General features: G+C 73.4%; 12 protein-coding genes. 4 read left to right on the forward strand and 8 right to left on the reverse strand.

The annotated features are described in order from the left end of the window. Positions 1-15: 15 nt before the first annotated feature. From ACH4D5_RS05910 to ACH4D5_RS05920, 3 genes are read right to left on the reverse strand one after another with little or no spacing between them, the layout of a single operon-like run. The gene (locus ACH4D5_RS05910; protein ID WP_398299024.1) at positions 16-1236 is read right to left on the reverse strand and encodes an NAD(P)/FAD-dependent oxidoreductase; all 1221 of its coding nucleotides are present in this window, start codon (positions 1234-1236) and stop codon (positions 16-18) included. After that, positions 1233-2648, reverse strand: coding sequence for an FAD-dependent oxidoreductase (locus tag ACH4D5_RS05915; protein WP_398299026.1), 1416 nt, complete (start codon positions 2646-2648; stop codon positions 1233-1235). The genes ACH4D5_RS05910 and ACH4D5_RS05915 overlap by 4 nt, the downstream gene beginning before the upstream one ends. Then, on the reverse strand, positions 2648-4108 hold the full coding sequence (locus ACH4D5_RS05920) for an FGGY family carbohydrate kinase (protein ID WP_398299028.1): 1461 nt from the start codon (positions 4106-4108) through the stop codon (positions 2648-2650). Before ACH4D5_RS05920 ends, ACH4D5_RS05915 begins: the two co-directional genes overlap by 1 nt. Positions 4109-4364: 256 nt before the next feature. On the opposite strand from ACH4D5_RS05920, the gene ACH4D5_RS05925 reads away from it, so the two are divergent. Together ACH4D5_RS05925 and ACH4D5_RS05930 are read left to right on the forward strand one after the other, a co-directional pair. Beyond that, on the forward strand, positions 4365-5357 hold the full coding sequence (locus ACH4D5_RS05925) for a hypothetical protein (RefSeq protein ID WP_398299030.1): 993 nt from the start codon (positions 4365-4367) through the stop codon (positions 5355-5357). Positions 5358-5401: 44 nt separating this feature from the next. Next, positions 5402-6928 (forward strand): amino acid permease, encoded by a 1527-nt coding sequence (locus tag ACH4D5_RS05930; RefSeq protein ID WP_398299032.1) that lies wholly within the window; start codon positions 5402-5404, stop codon positions 6926-6928. 1 nt (position 6929) lies between these two features. On the opposite strand, the gene ACH4D5_RS05935 is transcribed toward ACH4D5_RS05930, so the two are convergent. The 3 genes from ACH4D5_RS05935 to ACH4D5_RS05945 form a co-directional block, all read right to left on the reverse strand. Beyond that, positions 6930-7487, reverse strand: a complete 558-nt coding sequence (locus ACH4D5_RS05935; RefSeq protein WP_398299034.1) for a GNAT family N-acetyltransferase — start codon at positions 7485-7487, stop codon at positions 6930-6932. A 35-nt stretch (positions 7488-7522) separates the two neighbouring features. Next, the gene (locus ACH4D5_RS05940; protein WP_398299036.1) at positions 7523-8257 is read right to left on the reverse strand and encodes an SDR family oxidoreductase; all 735 of its coding nucleotides are present in this window, start codon (positions 8255-8257) and stop codon (positions 7523-7525) included. Between the two features lie 137 nt (positions 8258-8394). After that, the gene (locus ACH4D5_RS05945; RefSeq protein WP_398299038.1) at positions 8395-9753 is read right to left on the reverse strand and encodes a radical SAM protein; all 1359 of its coding nucleotides are present in this window, start codon (positions 9751-9753) and stop codon (positions 8395-8397) included. 319 nt (positions 9754-10072) lie between these two features. On the opposite strand from ACH4D5_RS05945, the gene ACH4D5_RS05950 reads away from it, so the two are divergent. Continuing rightward, entirely contained in the window at positions 10073-11773 is a 1701-nt protein-coding gene (locus ACH4D5_RS05950; protein WP_398299040.1) for a translation initiation factor 2, read from the forward strand. Positions 11774-11796: 23 nt separating this feature from the next. Here the strand turns inward: ACH4D5_RS05950 and ACH4D5_RS05955 are convergent, their stop codons facing one another. After that, positions 11797-12786 carry a helix-turn-helix domain-containing protein gene (locus tag ACH4D5_RS05955; RefSeq protein ID WP_398299042.1) on the reverse strand — a complete coding sequence of 330 codons (990 nt, stop codon included), beginning with the start codon at positions 12784-12786 and terminating at the stop codon, positions 11797-11799. 288 nt (positions 12787-13074) lie between these two features. Between ACH4D5_RS05955 and ACH4D5_RS05960 the strand changes: the two genes are divergently transcribed. Continuing rightward, positions 13075-13458 carry an SH3 domain-containing protein gene (locus tag ACH4D5_RS05960; RefSeq protein WP_398299044.1) on the forward strand — a complete coding sequence of 128 codons (384 nt, stop codon included), beginning with the start codon at positions 13075-13077 and terminating at the stop codon, positions 13456-13458. Here ACH4D5_RS05960 and ACH4D5_RS05965 read toward each other — a convergent pair. Next, positions 13446-15587, reverse strand: a complete 2142-nt coding sequence (locus ACH4D5_RS05965) for an NB-ARC domain-containing protein (protein ID WP_398299046.1) — start codon at positions 15585-15587, stop codon at positions 13446-13448. The two genes, ACH4D5_RS05960 and ACH4D5_RS05965, sit on opposite strands and share 13 nt — an antisense overlap. Between the last annotated feature and the right edge of the window lie 17 nt (positions 15588-15604).

Raw genomic sequence — 15604 nt, forward strand, 5'->3', positions numbered from 1 at the left:
CGACATCAGGCGACATCAGCCGAGGGCGACCCGCACCGCGCCGCCCCGCACGTCCACCCCCGCCGTCCAGCTTCCGGAGACCCGGAACGGCCGGTTGGGGACGACCGGGCGGCGCGGGCGGGCGCGGTGCAGGGTTCTGCCGTCCTGCGTGACGACCAGCGTGGGACGCGGGACGAACTCCGTGCCGCGGAGGGTGAATTCCTCCGTCGGCTCGTCCAGGCAGAGCCGGTTCGGGGCGATCCAGGCGAGCGGGGCCGCGACCCGCAGCGGCACCGAGGCCGAGGGCCAGTCCCCGTCGGAGAGGTAGCGCCGCACGGCCGCGGCCGCCAAGGCTCCCTCGCGCGCCACCACGCGCGCCGGCTCGGCGGCGTGCAGCACGTTGCCCACCGCGAAGACGCCGCGTTCGTCCGTGCGGAAGGCGCTGTCGACGGCGGGGCCCCGCGTGCCGGGGTCGAGCAACAGGCCGCCGAGGCGGGCCAGTTCGTGGTCGGGGACGAAGTCACCGGTGAAGACGACCGTGTCGCAGGGGACGTCCGCCGTTCTGCCGTCCCGGTGCCGCAGCCTGACCCCCGACAGGCGGCCGCGCCCGAGGAGTTCGGCCACGGTGGCGTCCGTGAGCAGCGGCACGCCGCGCCGCAGCCGTGCGTCCAGGGCGCGGGCGGTCGGCGCCTGGTGGCGCCGGTGCTCGGTGACCTGCGCGGTGACGGAGACCCCGGCCCGGCGCAGCGTGTCCAGCGCCGTGAAGCTCACCGGTTCCGCGCCGACGACGACGGCCCGCGTGCCGATCCGCTGCCGGTGGAGGTGGACGGCCTGCTGGAGCTCGCCGGTGGTGTAGACCCCGGCGGGCCGTGTCCCCGGCACCAGGCGTGCGGCGCGCGGCCGCTCCCGGGCGCCCGTGGCGAGGACCACCGCGCGGGCGGTGATCCGCTCCAGGCCCCGGGGGCTCGTGGTGTCCAGGGTGAGCGGTGCCGCCCAGGAGGTGACGGTGACGCCGGTCCGCAGGACGGCGCCGGTGCCCACGGCCGCCGCCACGCACCGCTCCGCGTACTGCGGCCCCGTCATCCCGAGGCGTCCGAAGCCACCGTGCAGACAGTGCCGCGGCACCCCGCCCGCCTGCCGCTCGCGGTCGACCACCTCGACCTCGCCGACGCCCGCCGCGGCCAGTCCGACCGCCGTGGCGAGGCCCGCGGGCCCGGCGCCGACGACCAGCACGTCGACGATCCGCTCGCGCCTCATCCGGTACCCCACTCCGCACCCCGTTCGTAGAGTTCCCGCACTTCGGCACCGCAGTAGAAGCCCTGGCAGCGACCGCCCCGCGCCCGGGTGCGCCGCCGCAGGCCGTCCAACGATCCGGGCGGCACCGTGGCCGCGAGGGCGTCCCGGATCTCGCCGCGCGTCACCCGTTCACAGTGGCAGACCACGTCACCGTACGCGGGATCGGTGGCGATGAGATCGGCGCGCTGATATGGGCGCGGGAAGGCCTCGCCGAGGTTCGGCATGCGGACGGGCGGCAGGTCGCGGGGGCCGGACAGCTCCAGGCCCGTGGCGGCGAGGAGTTCGGTGACGTGTGCCGCGATGGCCAGGGACGCGGTGAGGCCGGTGGAGCGGATGCCGCCGACGGTGACGTAGCGCTGTTCCTTGTGGGCGCTGATGCGGTAGTCGTCGTGCTCGGTGGCGGCGCGCAGTCCTGCGTAGACCGCGGTGACCTCCTCGTCGAGCAGCTCCGGGAGGATCCGGCAGCCCTTCTCGCGCAGCGCGGCGATGCCGTCGGCCGTCGACCCGGTCGCCGCCTTGTCGTCCAACTCCTCTGCGGTGGGGCCCAGAAGGACGTTGCCGTACACGGTCGGGGCCACGAGGACGCCCTTGCCGAGCGCCGTGGGAACGGGCAGCAGGATGTGCCGCACCAAGTCGCGGGCGAGCTTGTCGAAGACGAGGAGCTGGCCGCGGCGCGGGGTGACGGTGAAGTCGTCGTGGCCGAGCAGCCGGTCGACGGTGTCGGCGTGCAGGCCGGCGGCGTTGACGAGATACCGGGTCCGCACGGGGCCGCGGCTCGTAGTCAGGAGGTGGACGCCATCCGACGTATATACGTTCTCCACGCGGCAGTTGAGGAGCAGGTCGACGCCCGCGCGCACGGCCTGGGTGGCGTAGGCGAGGGTGGTGGTCCAGGGGCAGATGATGCTCTCGCCGGGGACGTCGAGTGCGCCGAGGGCACCGGGTCCGAGGTGCGGCTCGCGCGCCCGGAGCTCCGGAGGTCCGATGATCCGTGCCGCGTCGTAGCCGTTGCGCTCCGCCTTCGCCAAAAGCCCTGGCAGTGCTGCCAGTTGGTCGGCGTCCCAGGCGACGAGCAGTGCGCCGACCGGCTCGACGGGGATCCCGGACTCGGCGGCGTACGCGGCGAGCAGCCGTCGGCCCTCGCGGACCAGACGGGACTCCAGGGACCCGGGCACCGCGTCGAAACCGGTGTGCAGGATCGCCGTGTTCGCCTTCGACGTGCCCTCGCCGACGTCGTTCGAGGCCTCCACAAGGGCGATGCGCAGGCCGGGGTGGCGGGCCAGTTCGCGTGCGACGGCCGAGCCGACGACTCCCGCGCCGATGACGGTTACGTCGTACGTCACGTCGGGCGGCGTGCCACGCCTGGTCAGCGCCATCAGGGCGTACGTTCCAGGAGTGCCGTCACCGCCGCGTCGAAGCCCGCGAGGCGTTCGGCGGCGCGGTCCGCGTCGATCCGCGGTTCGTAGACGGCGGCGGGCCGCCACTCCGGGACGGCGTCGGCGACGGTGAGTGCGGGATCGAGGCCGATGCGGGCGACGGCGGCCGCGCCGAGGGCCGTGACGTCGGGCAACGCCGAGACCTCGATGGGCAGTTGCAGCAGGTCGGCCTGGGTCTGCATGAGCAGGGCCGAGCGGGTCAGACCGCCGTCGACCCGCAGGCTCGTCAGGGGCTGCCCGAGGTCGGCGGCGACGGCGTCGGCGAGCGAGACGACCTGCGCGGCGATGCCCTCGCAGAGGGCGCGCACCAGGTGGCCCGCGGTGGTGTCGAGGCCGAGTCCGGTCAGCGATCCGCGCAGGTCGCCGCGCCACCAGGGTGCCGCGAGACCGGCGAGCGCCGGCACGAAGGTGACGCCCCCGGCGTCCGGGACGGCGGAACCCACGGGGTCGATGTCCTCGGCGCCCGCGATCACGCCGAGATCGGTGAGCCAGCGGACGGCGGACGCGGCCGTGTAGACCTGCCCGTCGAGGCAGTAGCTGCTCTTGCCCGCGAGCCGCCAGGCGACACAGCTGACGAGTCCCGAGCTGCCGCGCCGGGGACGCGCGCCGGTCTGGGCGAGCAGGAACGCCCCGGTTCCGTAGGTGCACTTGGCGCTGCCCGGGGTGGTCACGTCTTGGGCGAGCAGCGCGGCCTGCTGGTCGACGAGGAGGCCGGTGAGGGGGAGTTCGGGGCCGAAGGCGGTGGTCGTGCCGACCGGTCCCGCGGCGTCGACGACGCGGGGTAGGCGCTCGTCACCGAGGCCGTAGAGCTCCAGGGTGCGCGGTGACCATGCGACGGTGTCGAGGTCGAGGAGCTGGGTGCGGCCCGCCGTCGCGGCATCCGTTACGTAGGCGCCGGTGAGGCGGTGGACGAGCCAGGCGTCGCTGGTCGTGACCACACCGCGCCGGGTCAGGTGGCGGCGTATCCACGCCATCTTGGGAGCGGCGAAGTACGGGTCGAGGGGCAGGCCGGTGAGGTCCCGCAACTCCTCTGCATGGTCGGCGAGTTCGGCACAGACCGACTCGGCGCGGCGGTCCTGCCAGACAAGGGCGTCGGTGAGGGGCTGCCCGGTCTCTGGGTCCCAGGCGAGGACGGTCTCGCCCTGGTTGGCGAGGCCGACGGCGGCGACCGGCTCGCCCGCGTCCGCCAGCGCCGCGCGGCCCGCCTCGACGACGGACGAGAACAGTTCGGCGGGGTCGGCCTCCACCAGGCCGCCGGGCAGGAAGCGGGGGCGCACCGGCGCCGCGCCCGATCCGATCACGCCGCGTTCCGGGCAGACGACGAGGGCCTTCGTCCCGGAGGTGCCCTGGTCCACGGCGAGCACGGGGCGCTGCGCCGGGGGCCGCTGATAGGTGATCACCGCGGGAAGACTGCTACAGCGGCCCGGAGGGCGTCAAGGGATCGCGATGACAGATGACGTCCGTCAAATGAGCGCTCGGCGCGCCGTGTTGACAGAACGGGGTCATAAAAGATCGGCGAAGTGCCCTGGAACCGGAAGGGCCGGATCTACACTGTCCGCCGAGCCCCACCCGTCACCCCCCGCCCAAGTCGTCAACTCCCGTACCAATGCGCCCTTTTAAGCGTTCAACCTCCACTCTTCCCCCGACAGAGGTCTCATGCCCATGCCGTTAGGCCGCCCGGTGTACCACCCGGCAGGCCACGACGAAGCGTTGCGCGCGGTGCTCCAGGACCTCAGGACCGGCCGCTGGGTCTCCACGCGCAATCTGCTGACCGAGACACCCGACTGGGGGCTGTGGACACAGCGCACGCAGATCCTGGGGGCCGCCGTCGCCGGGTCAGACGTGGTGCGGACCTGGCGCGCCGAGGAACCGCGCAGCGCGTCGGCCGCCGTGCTGCACACCCGCGTCCTGGTGGAGCGGGCCCTGCGCGCCCACCGCACGGGGCACCGCAGGACAAACGACCTGTGGCGCGAGGCGGTCGCGGCGTGCGCCGACGCCTCGGCCATGTCGCCCGAAGACCCCGTGCCGTGGATCTGCCTGCTCGCCCTGGCCCAGCTGGACGTGGGGCAGCGGTGGGACGAGCACCGGGTGGCACCTCCGGAGCCGATGCTCTTCCCCGGCCCCTGGCAGCTCCTCGCCGAGGCGGACAAGCGGGACCCGGGCAACCGTGAGGCGTACCACCGCATGCTGCAGTTCGTGTACGGGCGCCGCGCGGAAGGGCCGCTCACCGAGGCGTACAACTTCGTGCAGTGGGCGTCGGCGGCGGCGCCCGCGGGCTCCGCCCTGCATCTGCTTCCGCTGTACGTGCGGGTCGAGCGGTACCGCAGGGAGTCCGGGCAGGAGCAGGCCCTCGATCTGCACTGGATCTCCGAGGACGCCACGCGCGCCGCGCTCCTCGCCCTGCAGCTGTGGTTCGACAACGCGACGCCCGCCACGACCTCGCTCCTGGACCTGAACCACCTGGCGCACGCCCTGTGGGGCGCCCACCAGTTCCACGACGCGTCCCGCGTGTTCCAGGCCCTCGACCCCTTCTACACGACCGTGCCGTGGACGTACCGCACCCACTCCCCCGGCGACGCGGACGCCGCCGCCGAGGTCTTCGTCCAGGCCCGCGCCCGCTGCTTCAGCGCTGCCCGGGGCCCCGGGTAGCCCCGCGGACCCCGCCCGTCCCCCACCCCACCGGAGGTCCCACCGTGTCCCGCACCACCTGGTCGTCGAGCTCCGTCCCAGCGCCACGCCAGGACGAGGAGGAACGGCTCAGAGAGCTCGGCTACCAGCCCGTCCTGGCCCGCCGCATGGGCGGCTTCGGCAACTTCGCCATCAGCTTCTCCGTCATCTCCATCCTGTCCGGCTGCATGACCCTGTACGGCTTCGGCCTGCTCACCGGCGGCCCCGCCGTGATGCTCTGGGGCTGGGTCGGAGTCGGCCTGTTCGTGCTCTGCGTAGGCCTCGCGCTCGCCGAGGTCACCAGCGCGTATCCCACATCGGGTGCCCTCTACTACATGGCCGACCGGCTCGGCGGGCGCCGCTGGGGCTGGTACACGGGCTGGCTGAACCTCCTCGGTCTGCTCGGCGCGATCGCGGGCATCGACTACGGCGCCGCCCTGTTCACCGGCGCGTTCCTCAACCTGAAGTTCGGCTTCACGCCGACCCCGGAGAAGACGTTCCTGATCTTCCTGTGCATCCTGCTGCTGCACGCCGTCCTCAACCTCTTCAACGTCCGCCTGGTGAGCCTGCTCAACTCGGTCAGCGTGTGGTGGCACCTGGCCGGTGTCACCGTGATCGTCGGTGTCCTCGCGATCGTGCCTGACCACCACCAGTCGCCGTCCTTCGTCTTCGGCGAGTTCTTCGACGGCACCGGCTGGGACAACCCGCTCTACGTCACCGCCATCGGCCTGCTCCTCGCGCAGTACACCTTCTCCGGCTACGACGCGTCCGCGCACCTGTCCGAGGAGACCTCCAACGCGTCGGTGTCCGCGGCCCGCGGCATCGTGCGCGCCATCTGGGCGTCGTGGATCGCCGGTTTCGTGCTGCTCGCCGGGCTGACCTTCGCGATCCAGGACTACGCGGGCACACTCGCCACCGACACCGGGGTGCCGCCCGCGCAGATTATGATCGACGCGCTCGGCGAGTCCGGGGCGACGGCGCTGCTGCTCATCGTGATCGTGGCGCAGCTGTTCTGCGGCAACGCCGAGACGGCGGCCGCGAGCCGCATGGTCTTCGCGTTCAGCCGCGACAACGCGCTGCCGGGGTCCGCGCTCTGGCGCAAGGTCAGCGCCCGCAGCCAGGTGCCGGTGCCCGCGGTGTGGCTGTCGGTGGGCCTCGCCGCGGTGATCGCCCTGCCGTCCCTGTACTCGGCGACCGCGTACACCGCCGTGACCGCCATCAACGTCATCGGCATCACCCCCGCGTACGCCATCCCGATCTATCTGCGCCTGCGCGCCGGCGACCGGTTCCGGCCGGGGCCGTGGAACCTGGGCCGCTGGAGCAGGCCCATCGGCTGGATCGCCGTGGTCTGGGTGGCGTTCGTGACGGTCCTGTTCTGTCTCCCGCAGGCTTCGCCGGTGACGGCCGAGACGATGAACTACGCGTCGATCGCGCTCGCCGTGGTGCTGCTCCTCGCCACCGTGTGGTGGTTCGTGGCGCGCCGCTCCTACAGCACTCCGCAGGCGTACGGCTCGGACCGCGAACAGGCCGAGGTCGCGGAGAACATCGTCTGAGCTAACCGGCCGGGCGGTCGTTGAGGATCCGCTGGAAGAGCCGGTGATCGCGCCAGGCGCCGTTGATGTGCAGGTACTTCGGCGCGATCCCGTACTCCTCGAAGCCGCACTTGGTGAGCACACGCTGCGAGGCGGTGTTGTGGAGCAGGGTGCCCGCCTCGACGCGGTGCAGGCCGAGCCGGGTGTCGGCCACCTCGCAGACGTGGCGCGTGGCGGCGGACGCGATGCCCCGGCCGACGAGCGCCGCGTCGGTCCAGTAGCCGAGCGCCGCGCTGCGGGCCGGGCCGAGCACGATGTTCGACAGGGCGGCGTGACCGACGATCTCGCCGCCCTCGACGAACACCCAGTGCGCGGCCCGGCCCGCCCGCATCTCCTCCAACTGCCCCCGGACCCGGTCGGCCTGGCCCTCGACGGTGTAGAAGGCCTCGGTCCTTTCGGGGTCCCAGGGGGCGAGGTGGGCGCGGTTGCGCCGGTAGGCGCGGGCCAGCGCCGCCGCGTCGTCGTACGAGACGGCCCGGATCAGGACGTCCCCCGTGAGTACTGCCTCTCCGCCGATCATGCGAACCAGCGTACGAGAGGGCCCGCGCGGGAGCGTCAGCGGCCGCCCGCGACCCGCAGCACCGTTCCCGTCGCGTACGAGGCGTCGTCCGAGAGCAGCCAGGCGACGGCCGCCGCGATCTCCGACGGCTGGCCGGCGCGGCCCAGCGGGATGCCCGACGCGAGCTTCGCGGGGCGCTCGGGGTCGGCGTGGAAGTCGGTCCAGATGACGCCGGGGGCGACGGCGTTGACGCGGATGCCGTCCGCCGCGACCTCCTTGGACAGGCCGACCGTCATCGTGTCGACCGCGCCCTTGGCGGCGGCGTAGTGGACGTACTCGCCGGGTGCGCCGAGGGTGGCCGCGGCGGACGAGAGGTTCACGATCGCGCCGCCGCCGGTGGCCCGCATATCCCGCACCGCGCGCCGGGCGCAGAGCAGATACCCGAGTACGTTCACGTCGAGGGCCCGGCGCATGCCCTCGGCGTCTGCGTCGGCGAGGGGGCCGACGGGGCCGCTGACACCGGCGTTGTTGACCAGTCCGGTGACCGGGCCGAGCTCGGCTGCGGCGGTGTCGAAGAGACGGTCGACGTCGGCCTCGTCGGCGGTGTCGACCTGGACGGTGACGCAGCGGCGGCCGGCCGCGCGGACCGCCTCCGCGGCCTCTTCCGCGGCGGCCGCGTTCGAGCGGTAGCCGATGACGACGTCGTGGCCGTCCTCGGCGAGACGGGCGCTGACAGCGGCGCCGATGCCGCGGCTGCCGCCGGTGACGACAGTGACGGGGTGGGGCTGCACGGGGGACCTCCGGCTGTGGGTGGCTGACTGTCGCGCCGCCCGGACGCGGGGATCGCCCGCGTCCGGATCACGCCGTCATCCTACGAAGCGGTGATCTTCGTCGGGCCGAGGGGCACCGTCGATACGGCCCCGCGGGGCTACTGGGCCTCCGCCGGGATCACGGCGTCCTCCGGGGCCGCCTTCTCCGCGGGCAGGCTGTCCATGAAGGAGCTGACCGAGAAGACCGCGTTGCCGGGTCCTGCCGGGCCGTAGCCGGGCGGGGACGAGAGGCCGTTGGCCTCCATGGTGGCGCGGTAGGCCTCCAGGAGCCGCACGTGGTACTCCAGGGGCGCGCCCTGCGGGTTCGCCTTGCCGAGCGGGGTCGTCGGCTCCGGGCACCAAGTGGTGAAGCGGGGCGTGATGCCGCGCGACATGAAGTACTGCAGCCCCTCGACGGTCGAGTCGATGGCCTCGTCGACGGTCTTGAAGCCGAAGGGCTCCGCCATCTCCACGCCCGCCACGAAGTTCGGGATCACGTTGCGCGGCCCGAAGACCTCCGCGGAGTCCAGGATGCGGCGGTGCCACTCGTCACGGCCGACGTAGCGCTCCTTGCCGGGGCAGTAGCGCTCGAAGAGGTACGGGTCCCACACCTCGTAGTTGGGGTGGTAGATCCGCACGCCGTAGTCGTGGAAGCGCTGCACGTCCGCCTTCGGCAGGGCCTGGGCGACGACCTTGCCGATCCAGCGGCCAGGGAAGCGCTCCTCGATGGCCTTCGCGTACTGCCCGTAGAAGTCGGCCTCGTCCTTGCCCTGGAGCTGCGTGGTGATGGCGCCGCCGGTCAGCGTGTACGCGGTGGACGACTTGTTCGTGTCGTACTTGTCGATGATGGCGAGGGCTTCGAGGACCTCGTCCATCGGCTTCACGCCCGTGTAGGGGCGCCCCGCCGCCTTCTGCTGGCGCCAGTTGTGGTTGATGTCGCAGTACTGGCACTCCTCCTTGGCGCCGAAGTACTGGCAGACCCGGAAGACCGTCAGATAGATGAGGTAGCCCCACTGGATGGTGGGCGCCACCTCCATCACCGACTTGCCGTTCTCCAGCGTGTGCCGGTAGTAGTCCGGCATCGGGGGCAGGCCGACGTCGGAGATCCGCACACCGTCCAGGTAGAGGCCGAGCACGCCGTTGTCGTCGGCGGCCACGCGGTACGGCGACGCCGGGTTCACGCGGACCGAGACGACGGTGCGTCGCAGCTCGTACGGGCCGCCGGTGAGGACGATCTCCTCCGGCGGGCGGCGCAGGGCGGCGGCGCCCAGCTCGGGGAGCGTGCCGTGGTCGAAGGAGAAGATGAAGTACGACTTCGGCTTGACGTCACCCCCTTCGTTGTCGCTGAGCGCCGACTCGTCGAAGGCGATGCCGCCGCGCAGCAGATCCTCCTTGATCACGGCTTCCCGCGGGACGTGCGGGAACCGCTCCATGAGTGACTCGATGAGCTGGGTACGGCTCTCGCTGCGGCTTGCCATGGGCAGGGCACCTCGGATCCTGTCGATCGATCTGTTCCGTCCACGCTAATACCCTGCCGATCCGATCCGGATCCGACTCCGGTCGCAGGACGCATCCGCCGCAGGTCTATCCTGCGGGCCCGGCCGGGCGATCCGGGTACGATCTCCGGCATGCCGCCCGCCAACCCTCACATACCCGCCCCGAAGTGCGGAAACGGGCCCCACGCCGCCTCGCCGCAGACTAGGATGAACACTCCCGAAGCGGGCAGCGGGCAGCGGGCAGCGGGCAGCGGGCAGCGGGCAGCGGGCAGCGGGCAGCGGGCAGCGGGCAGCGGGTCCCGTGGCGGGTGCCTCCCGTGCCGAGAAGCACGTGCTCTTCGCCGCCCGGTCGGCGACCGCCCTGCACCGGCTCCTCGATGTGCTCCCCGTCTTCGCCGGTGACGACCGCATCCGCCGCCGCTTCACCCTCGTCCCCGGCTCCGACTTCGACGCCGACGCCCTCGCGGCCGTCGAGCGGGCGGGCGGCCGCACCATTCCGTGGGCCGAGGCCGTCACCCGCCCCCACGACCTGATCCTGGCCGCCAGCCCCAAGGGCGGACTCGCCGAGCTCCGCGGCCCGCGCGTCCTCCTGCCGCACGGCGCGGGCTACAACAAGGCCCTCGGGGAGAAGACGGAAACGGAATCGGACGGCCCCGGCGACTCCGCGTCCGGCATGGCCCCGGCGCTCCTGATGCCGGGCGGCCGGCCCCTGGCCCGCCTCCACGCACTGGCCCACCCCTCACAGGTCGACCGCCTCGCCACCGAGTGCCCGCCCGCCGCGGCGCGCGCCACGGTGACCGGCGATCCCACGCTCGACCGGGTCCTCGCCTCCCTCCCGCTGCGCGAGCGCTACCGGGCCGCGCTGCGCACCCACGGCCGGCGGCTCGTCGTCCTCACCTCCACGTGGGGGCCGCACTCCCTGATCCGGCGCCACCCCGGACTCCCGGCCCGGCTGGCCGCCGAGCTCCCCCACGACACGTACCAGCTGGGGCTCGTCCTGCACCCCAACGAACACAGCAGGACCGGCGGGTTCGACCTCGCCCAGGCTCTCGCGCCCGCCCTGGACGCGGGCATGGTCCTGGCCCGGCCCCATGAGGAGTGGGCCGCGCTGCTCGTCGCCGCGGACACGGTGGTCACCGACCACGGCTCGGCGGCGCTGTACGCGGCGGCGGCCCGCGACGTTCCCGTGATCGCCGCGGGGGACGGCGGCGGTGAGCTGATACCGGGCACCCCGATGGCCGAACTCCTCGCCCGCGTACCGGTGTTCACCTCGCTGGACCGGCCGACCGCGGCCGATCTGGAGCGCGCCGTCGCGGCGCACAGACCCGGCGTTCCGGCCGCGGCGGCCGGGCAGGCGTTCGCCGAGCGCGGCCATGCCGTACGCCGCCTGCGCGAGGAGCTATACCGCGTCCTCGGCCTGACTCCACTCGACGCGCCCGCCGAGCCCCGCCTCCTGCCGGACCCCGCACCCCCCGCCCGCTCCCTCGCGGCCTTCGCCGTACAGATCGACCGGCGAGGCCCGCACCTGCACATCGAACGACGGCCCGCGCGCTCCGACGCGCCCGCCCATCACCTGGCGGCAGAGGACGGCAGGGCGTCGGACACCCAGCTGCAGAGCGCGGGGCTCCTGTTCCGCCGCGCTGGGCACACTGCCGGCCACCCGGTGCGGGGCGAGACCTGGACCGTCGACGGCTGGACGCGGCACGCGCTCGACGAGTACGGCGGCCCGCGCACGGCCGCCGTCGCCCTGAGCGCCTCGCACTGCGTGCTGCGCCGGACCGGCGGCGCGCTCCTCTCCGTCCGCGTCGAACCGCACCGGGAGCCGGACGGCCGCATCATCCGCGCGGACGCGGCTGCGGTGCTCTCCGGCGTCCACGCGTGGCTCGTGGACCATCCCGGGACGCCCACAGTCCCGGTGTCGATCCCCTGCCTCATCGCGGACCGCACCCACCACGCGACACTGGCCCCCGCCACCCCGGCAGAGGCGCAGCAGGAGATCTAGGGCCCCGCTCCCGGGGAAGTGCCTCACGGAGGCGAGATCAGTTCGATCAGGAACTCCTGGTCGGGGGCGCCGGAGCAGCGGCCCTGGACGATCTCCGCACCGGCTTCGGTGTCCTGGTCGCGCAGGCTCAGACACCGGTCGGTGAGGACAGGGTGAAGGCGGAAGTGCGCCGCGGCGGCCGGGCCGAGGGGGCTGATGCGGAACTGCTGGGCCCGGTCCTCGTCGGAGCAGTCGTCGCGCGGTTCGAGCAGGTCGCGGCCCGGCCCCTTCCGCAGGACCGTCAGGCAGCCGATGCCGTACTTCGGGTGGTGCCACTGGATCTGCACGACGTCCTTGCGCAGAGGTTCGAGGAACACGCGGGGCTGGACCGCCTTCCCGCAGGGTTGCTGGGCGGCGACAGCGGTTCGGTAGGCGCCGGTGCGGTCCTTGCCCTCCGTCACGCAGAACTCCGGCGTCCGGGCGGGGTGGATGCGTGCCCAACTGCCCACGGCCGGGATGCGCACCCCGGTCACCGGCATCGCGACCGACACGGCCGTCGGCTCCGAGGCGTCGACGAGGTTGCCGACGCCGAGGGTGCCGGCGACCCCGAAGCCCGCGGCGGCGGCCAGAGCGGCAGCCGCGTGCCACCGCGGGGCGCGCCCCGGGACGGGCGCGGCGGTCCGGTCGTCGCCGCCCTCGGTGTCGCCGGTCGGTGCGGGCCCGTCGGTGGCGAGGCGCCGGCGGACCGCGAGCCACCGGCGTACTTCCTCGTCACCGAGGCCGCACGCGCGGGTGAAGGCCTCGACGAACCGTTCCCGGGGCAGGGTGACTCGCCCGAGGGTGGTCGCGATCGTGCTGGCGGGCAGGGTGTCGCCGCGCGCGGCGGCCTTGCTCTCGAGCTGGCGGTAGGTCAGTCCGGACCACGTCCGCATCACGCGGAGTGCCGCCGCGAACTCGGTCGCGGTGCTGATCTCGCCCGGCTGCGGTGCTTCGGCCGGCTGCCCGGCCAGGACACCCTCGTCCCGGCTCGTCACGGCATCGCCCTGGGCCGACCGACGGCCCTCGCCATCGGGCGGCGCACTCGTGTTCGGACGTGTACGGAACACGATGAGCACCGTTCCGAACAGGCTCGAACGCCGTTCGGCCTTGTCGGCGCGGTGAGCAACGGGCAGCGTCTGCCCCGACCGGTTCCGACCGCCATGCTGCCGCCCCCTTCGACGCCTGTGCACAGGCAGGCGGCCAACTTACGCACCACCGCTGCCGGTCGGCAGGTTTCATCAAGTCATTGTCATCGTCCGGCCCATCGATCTCCAAGGAGCATCATGCGTACTCGCACCTGGTTCGTCGGACTCTCGGCGGGTGCCGCCCTGCTGGCCGGCGGTTCGGTCACCACCGCGCAGGCGGCTCCCGCCGGCGGGGAACCGCCCAGCTGGACCCCCAGCGGAGTCCAGAGCTGTTCCTCCCACTCCCACCGCGACATCGACCCCGGCGGCGGGGAGACGGTCAGCACCCAGACGCTGCGCCGCAGCGGTCCCCACAACACGTGCGGCAGCAATCCCGTCCACAGCACAGCGGTCAACTACCACTGCTACACGACGAACGAGTCCGGAAACACGTGGACCTATCTGACGGTCCGTTCGACCGGAGCCGAGGGCTGGGTGTACGACGGAAACCTGACGAACGGTGGCAGCACCTACCCGTGCTGAGCTGAGGCCTCACCGACGTCGTCCAGGCCGCCGCCCCGCTCCCGCACCGCGCGCGCCGCGGTGCGGAACTCCGTGGCGGCGGTCTCATCGCCGGTCTCCGCGGCCAGGTCGGCCAGGGCGTCCAGGGCCCGCAGCTCCTCGCGGGGGGACTTGCTGAGGCGGGCCTCCCGGAGCGACTCGTCGTAGAGCGCCATCGCCTCGGCGGGTCGTCCGACGCGCCGCAGCACCCGGGCTAGCGCGAAACCTGTGCGGGCGGTCAGGCGGGCCCGGCCGAGGTCCTCGGCCTGGGTGTGCGCGGCCGTCAACAGGCTTGCCGCGCGGTCGAGTTCGCCGAGTTCGGTGAGGGCCTTGCCGAGGAGGTACGTCTGGAGCATGGCGCCGTAGGCGTTGCCGATCTCCGCGTGGATGCGCCCGGACGCCTCGAAGTCCGTCGCCGCTGCCGCCCAGTCGCCCCGGGCGGAGCTGAGCAGCCCGCGGAACTCGATGACCGAGGCGCGCAGTTTCCTCTCCCGGGTGCTGTCTCCCAGCGTCTCGGCGGCCGCCGACGCGAGGCGGAGTTCCGTCGCCGCGTCGTCGAAGCGTCCCCGCTCCCACAGCGGGCGCGCCAGCTGGCAGCGCATGCGGATCAGCGCGGTGAGCGGGCCTCCGGCGCGCAGCGCGGCGTCGCGTCCCGTGGTGAAGGTGTCGATGACCTGGGTGAGGCGGGGGTGGTCCATGTAGTGGGTCCACAGGGGTTCGCAGAGCGCCCAGGCCTCCGTGTCGAGTCCGTGCGCGTGGGCGACGCGTACGCAGTCGTGGAGCGCGAGCCGCTGGGCCTCCAGCCAGTGCAGCGCCTTCGCCTTCCGCTGCTTCTCGCTGTCGTCGGCGGTGATCCCGAACTCCGTGTCGGGAGTGTCCGGCGCGTCCGGGAGGGGCGGGACCGGCTCGGCGAAGGTCATGCGCGGGCCCGCGCGCAGCGCGTCGGCGCGCTGGGCCTGGCGGAGGTACCAGCGGATGACGCGCCGCCGCCCCTCCGCCGCCTCGGCGCCGCGTTCCCGCTCCGCCCGGCGTGCGGCGTGGGCGCGCAGCAGGTCGTGCAGGCGCAGCCGCCCGTCCCGCTCCCGGGCCAGGAGGCTCGCCCGGACCAGCTCGTCGAGGGCGTCCTCGGCCGCGTCCTCTCCCCTGCCGAGCAGCGCGGTGACCGCCTCGGGATCGATCCATGGGCCGGGGTGCTCGACGAGCAGCCGGTAGAGCGTGCCGGCGTCCGGCGTGAGGTCCTGGTACGCGGCGTCCCACACGGCCTCCACCGTGGGCACCCCCTTCACGTCGAGTTCGGCGGCGAGCTGCGCGGTGAGGCGTGTGAGCCTTCGGGTGCGGTGCTTGCGCAGCCATTCGGCGGCCACGTGGAGGGCGGCGGGCAGGCCGCCGCAGATCCGGGTGAGTTCGGCGGCCGACGCGGGGTCGGCGGCGAGTCGCGGGTCGTCGACGATGCGGCGCAACAGCCGTGCGGCGTGCGGTTCTTCGAGCGGGCCGACGGGGAGTTCCAGGTCGACGCCGCCCTCGACGTCGTAGAGCGTCCGGCGGCTGGTGGCGACGACGACGCTCTCCGCCGACGACGGGAGGAGCTGGGTGATCTCGGTGCCGGAGCGGGCGTTGTCCAGGACCAGGACGAGGCGCCGCTTGCCGGTCTGCTCCCAGTACTGCTTGCGGCGCCGTGCCGGTGTCCCTTCGAGGAGGTCGGTGACCTTGAAGGAGCGCAGCAGTTCGCCCATGACGTCGGCCAGGTCGGCGCCGCCGTCGGGCCGGTGGTCGTCGAGGTCGACGTAGCGCACGACGTAGGCGTGCTCGTCGGCGAGGCGGTGGGCGAGGTGCACGGCGAGCGCGGTCTTGCCGACGCCGTGCACCCCGGTGACCGAGACGACCAGCGGGCGCCCGGCCGCCCGGGGGCGGGCGGCGATGTCGAGCACGCGCGAACGCTGGTCGTCGCGGTCCTCGAAGTGCCGGACGTCCGGGGGCATCTGATGCGGCAGGAGGGAGTCCTCGGGCGCGCCCGGAGCTCCGTACACATTCAGCACCTCTACCGGGCCCGTCTGGACGGCCGTCCCGACCTGCGCCTGCCCGCTCACACTGTTCCGCGTCCGCTCGTCCACGGCGTCAACTGTAGGTG

The organism is Streptomyces sp. NPDC018029 (genome assembly GCF_044327655.1).
Taxonomy (GTDB): Bacteria; Actinomycetota; Actinomycetes; order Streptomycetales; family Streptomycetaceae; genus Streptomyces.

Coding starts and splice junctions, on each gene's coding strand:
- ACH4D5_RS05910 (WP_398299024.1), bottom strand. CDS start 1,236: ATGAGGCGCGAGCGGATCGTCGACGTGCTGGTCGTCGGCGCCGGGCCC.
- ACH4D5_RS05915 (WP_398299026.1), bottom strand. CDS start 2,648: ATGGCGCTGACCAGGCGTGGCACGCCGCCCGACGTGACGTACGACGTA.
- ACH4D5_RS05925 (WP_398299030.1), top strand. CDS start 4,365: ATGCCCATGCCGTTAGGCCGCCCGGTGTACCACCCGGCAGGCCACGAC.
- ACH4D5_RS05935 (WP_398299034.1), bottom strand. CDS start 7,487: ATGATCGGCGGAGAGGCAGTACTCACGGGGGACGTCCTGATCCGGGCC.
- ACH4D5_RS05945 (WP_398299038.1), bottom strand. CDS start 9,753: ATGGCAAGCCGCAGCGAGAGCCGTACCCAGCTCATCGAGTCACTCATG.
- ACH4D5_RS05960 (WP_398299044.1), top strand. CDS start 13,075: ATGCGTACTCGCACCTGGTTCGTCGGACTCTCGGCGGGTGCCGCCCTG.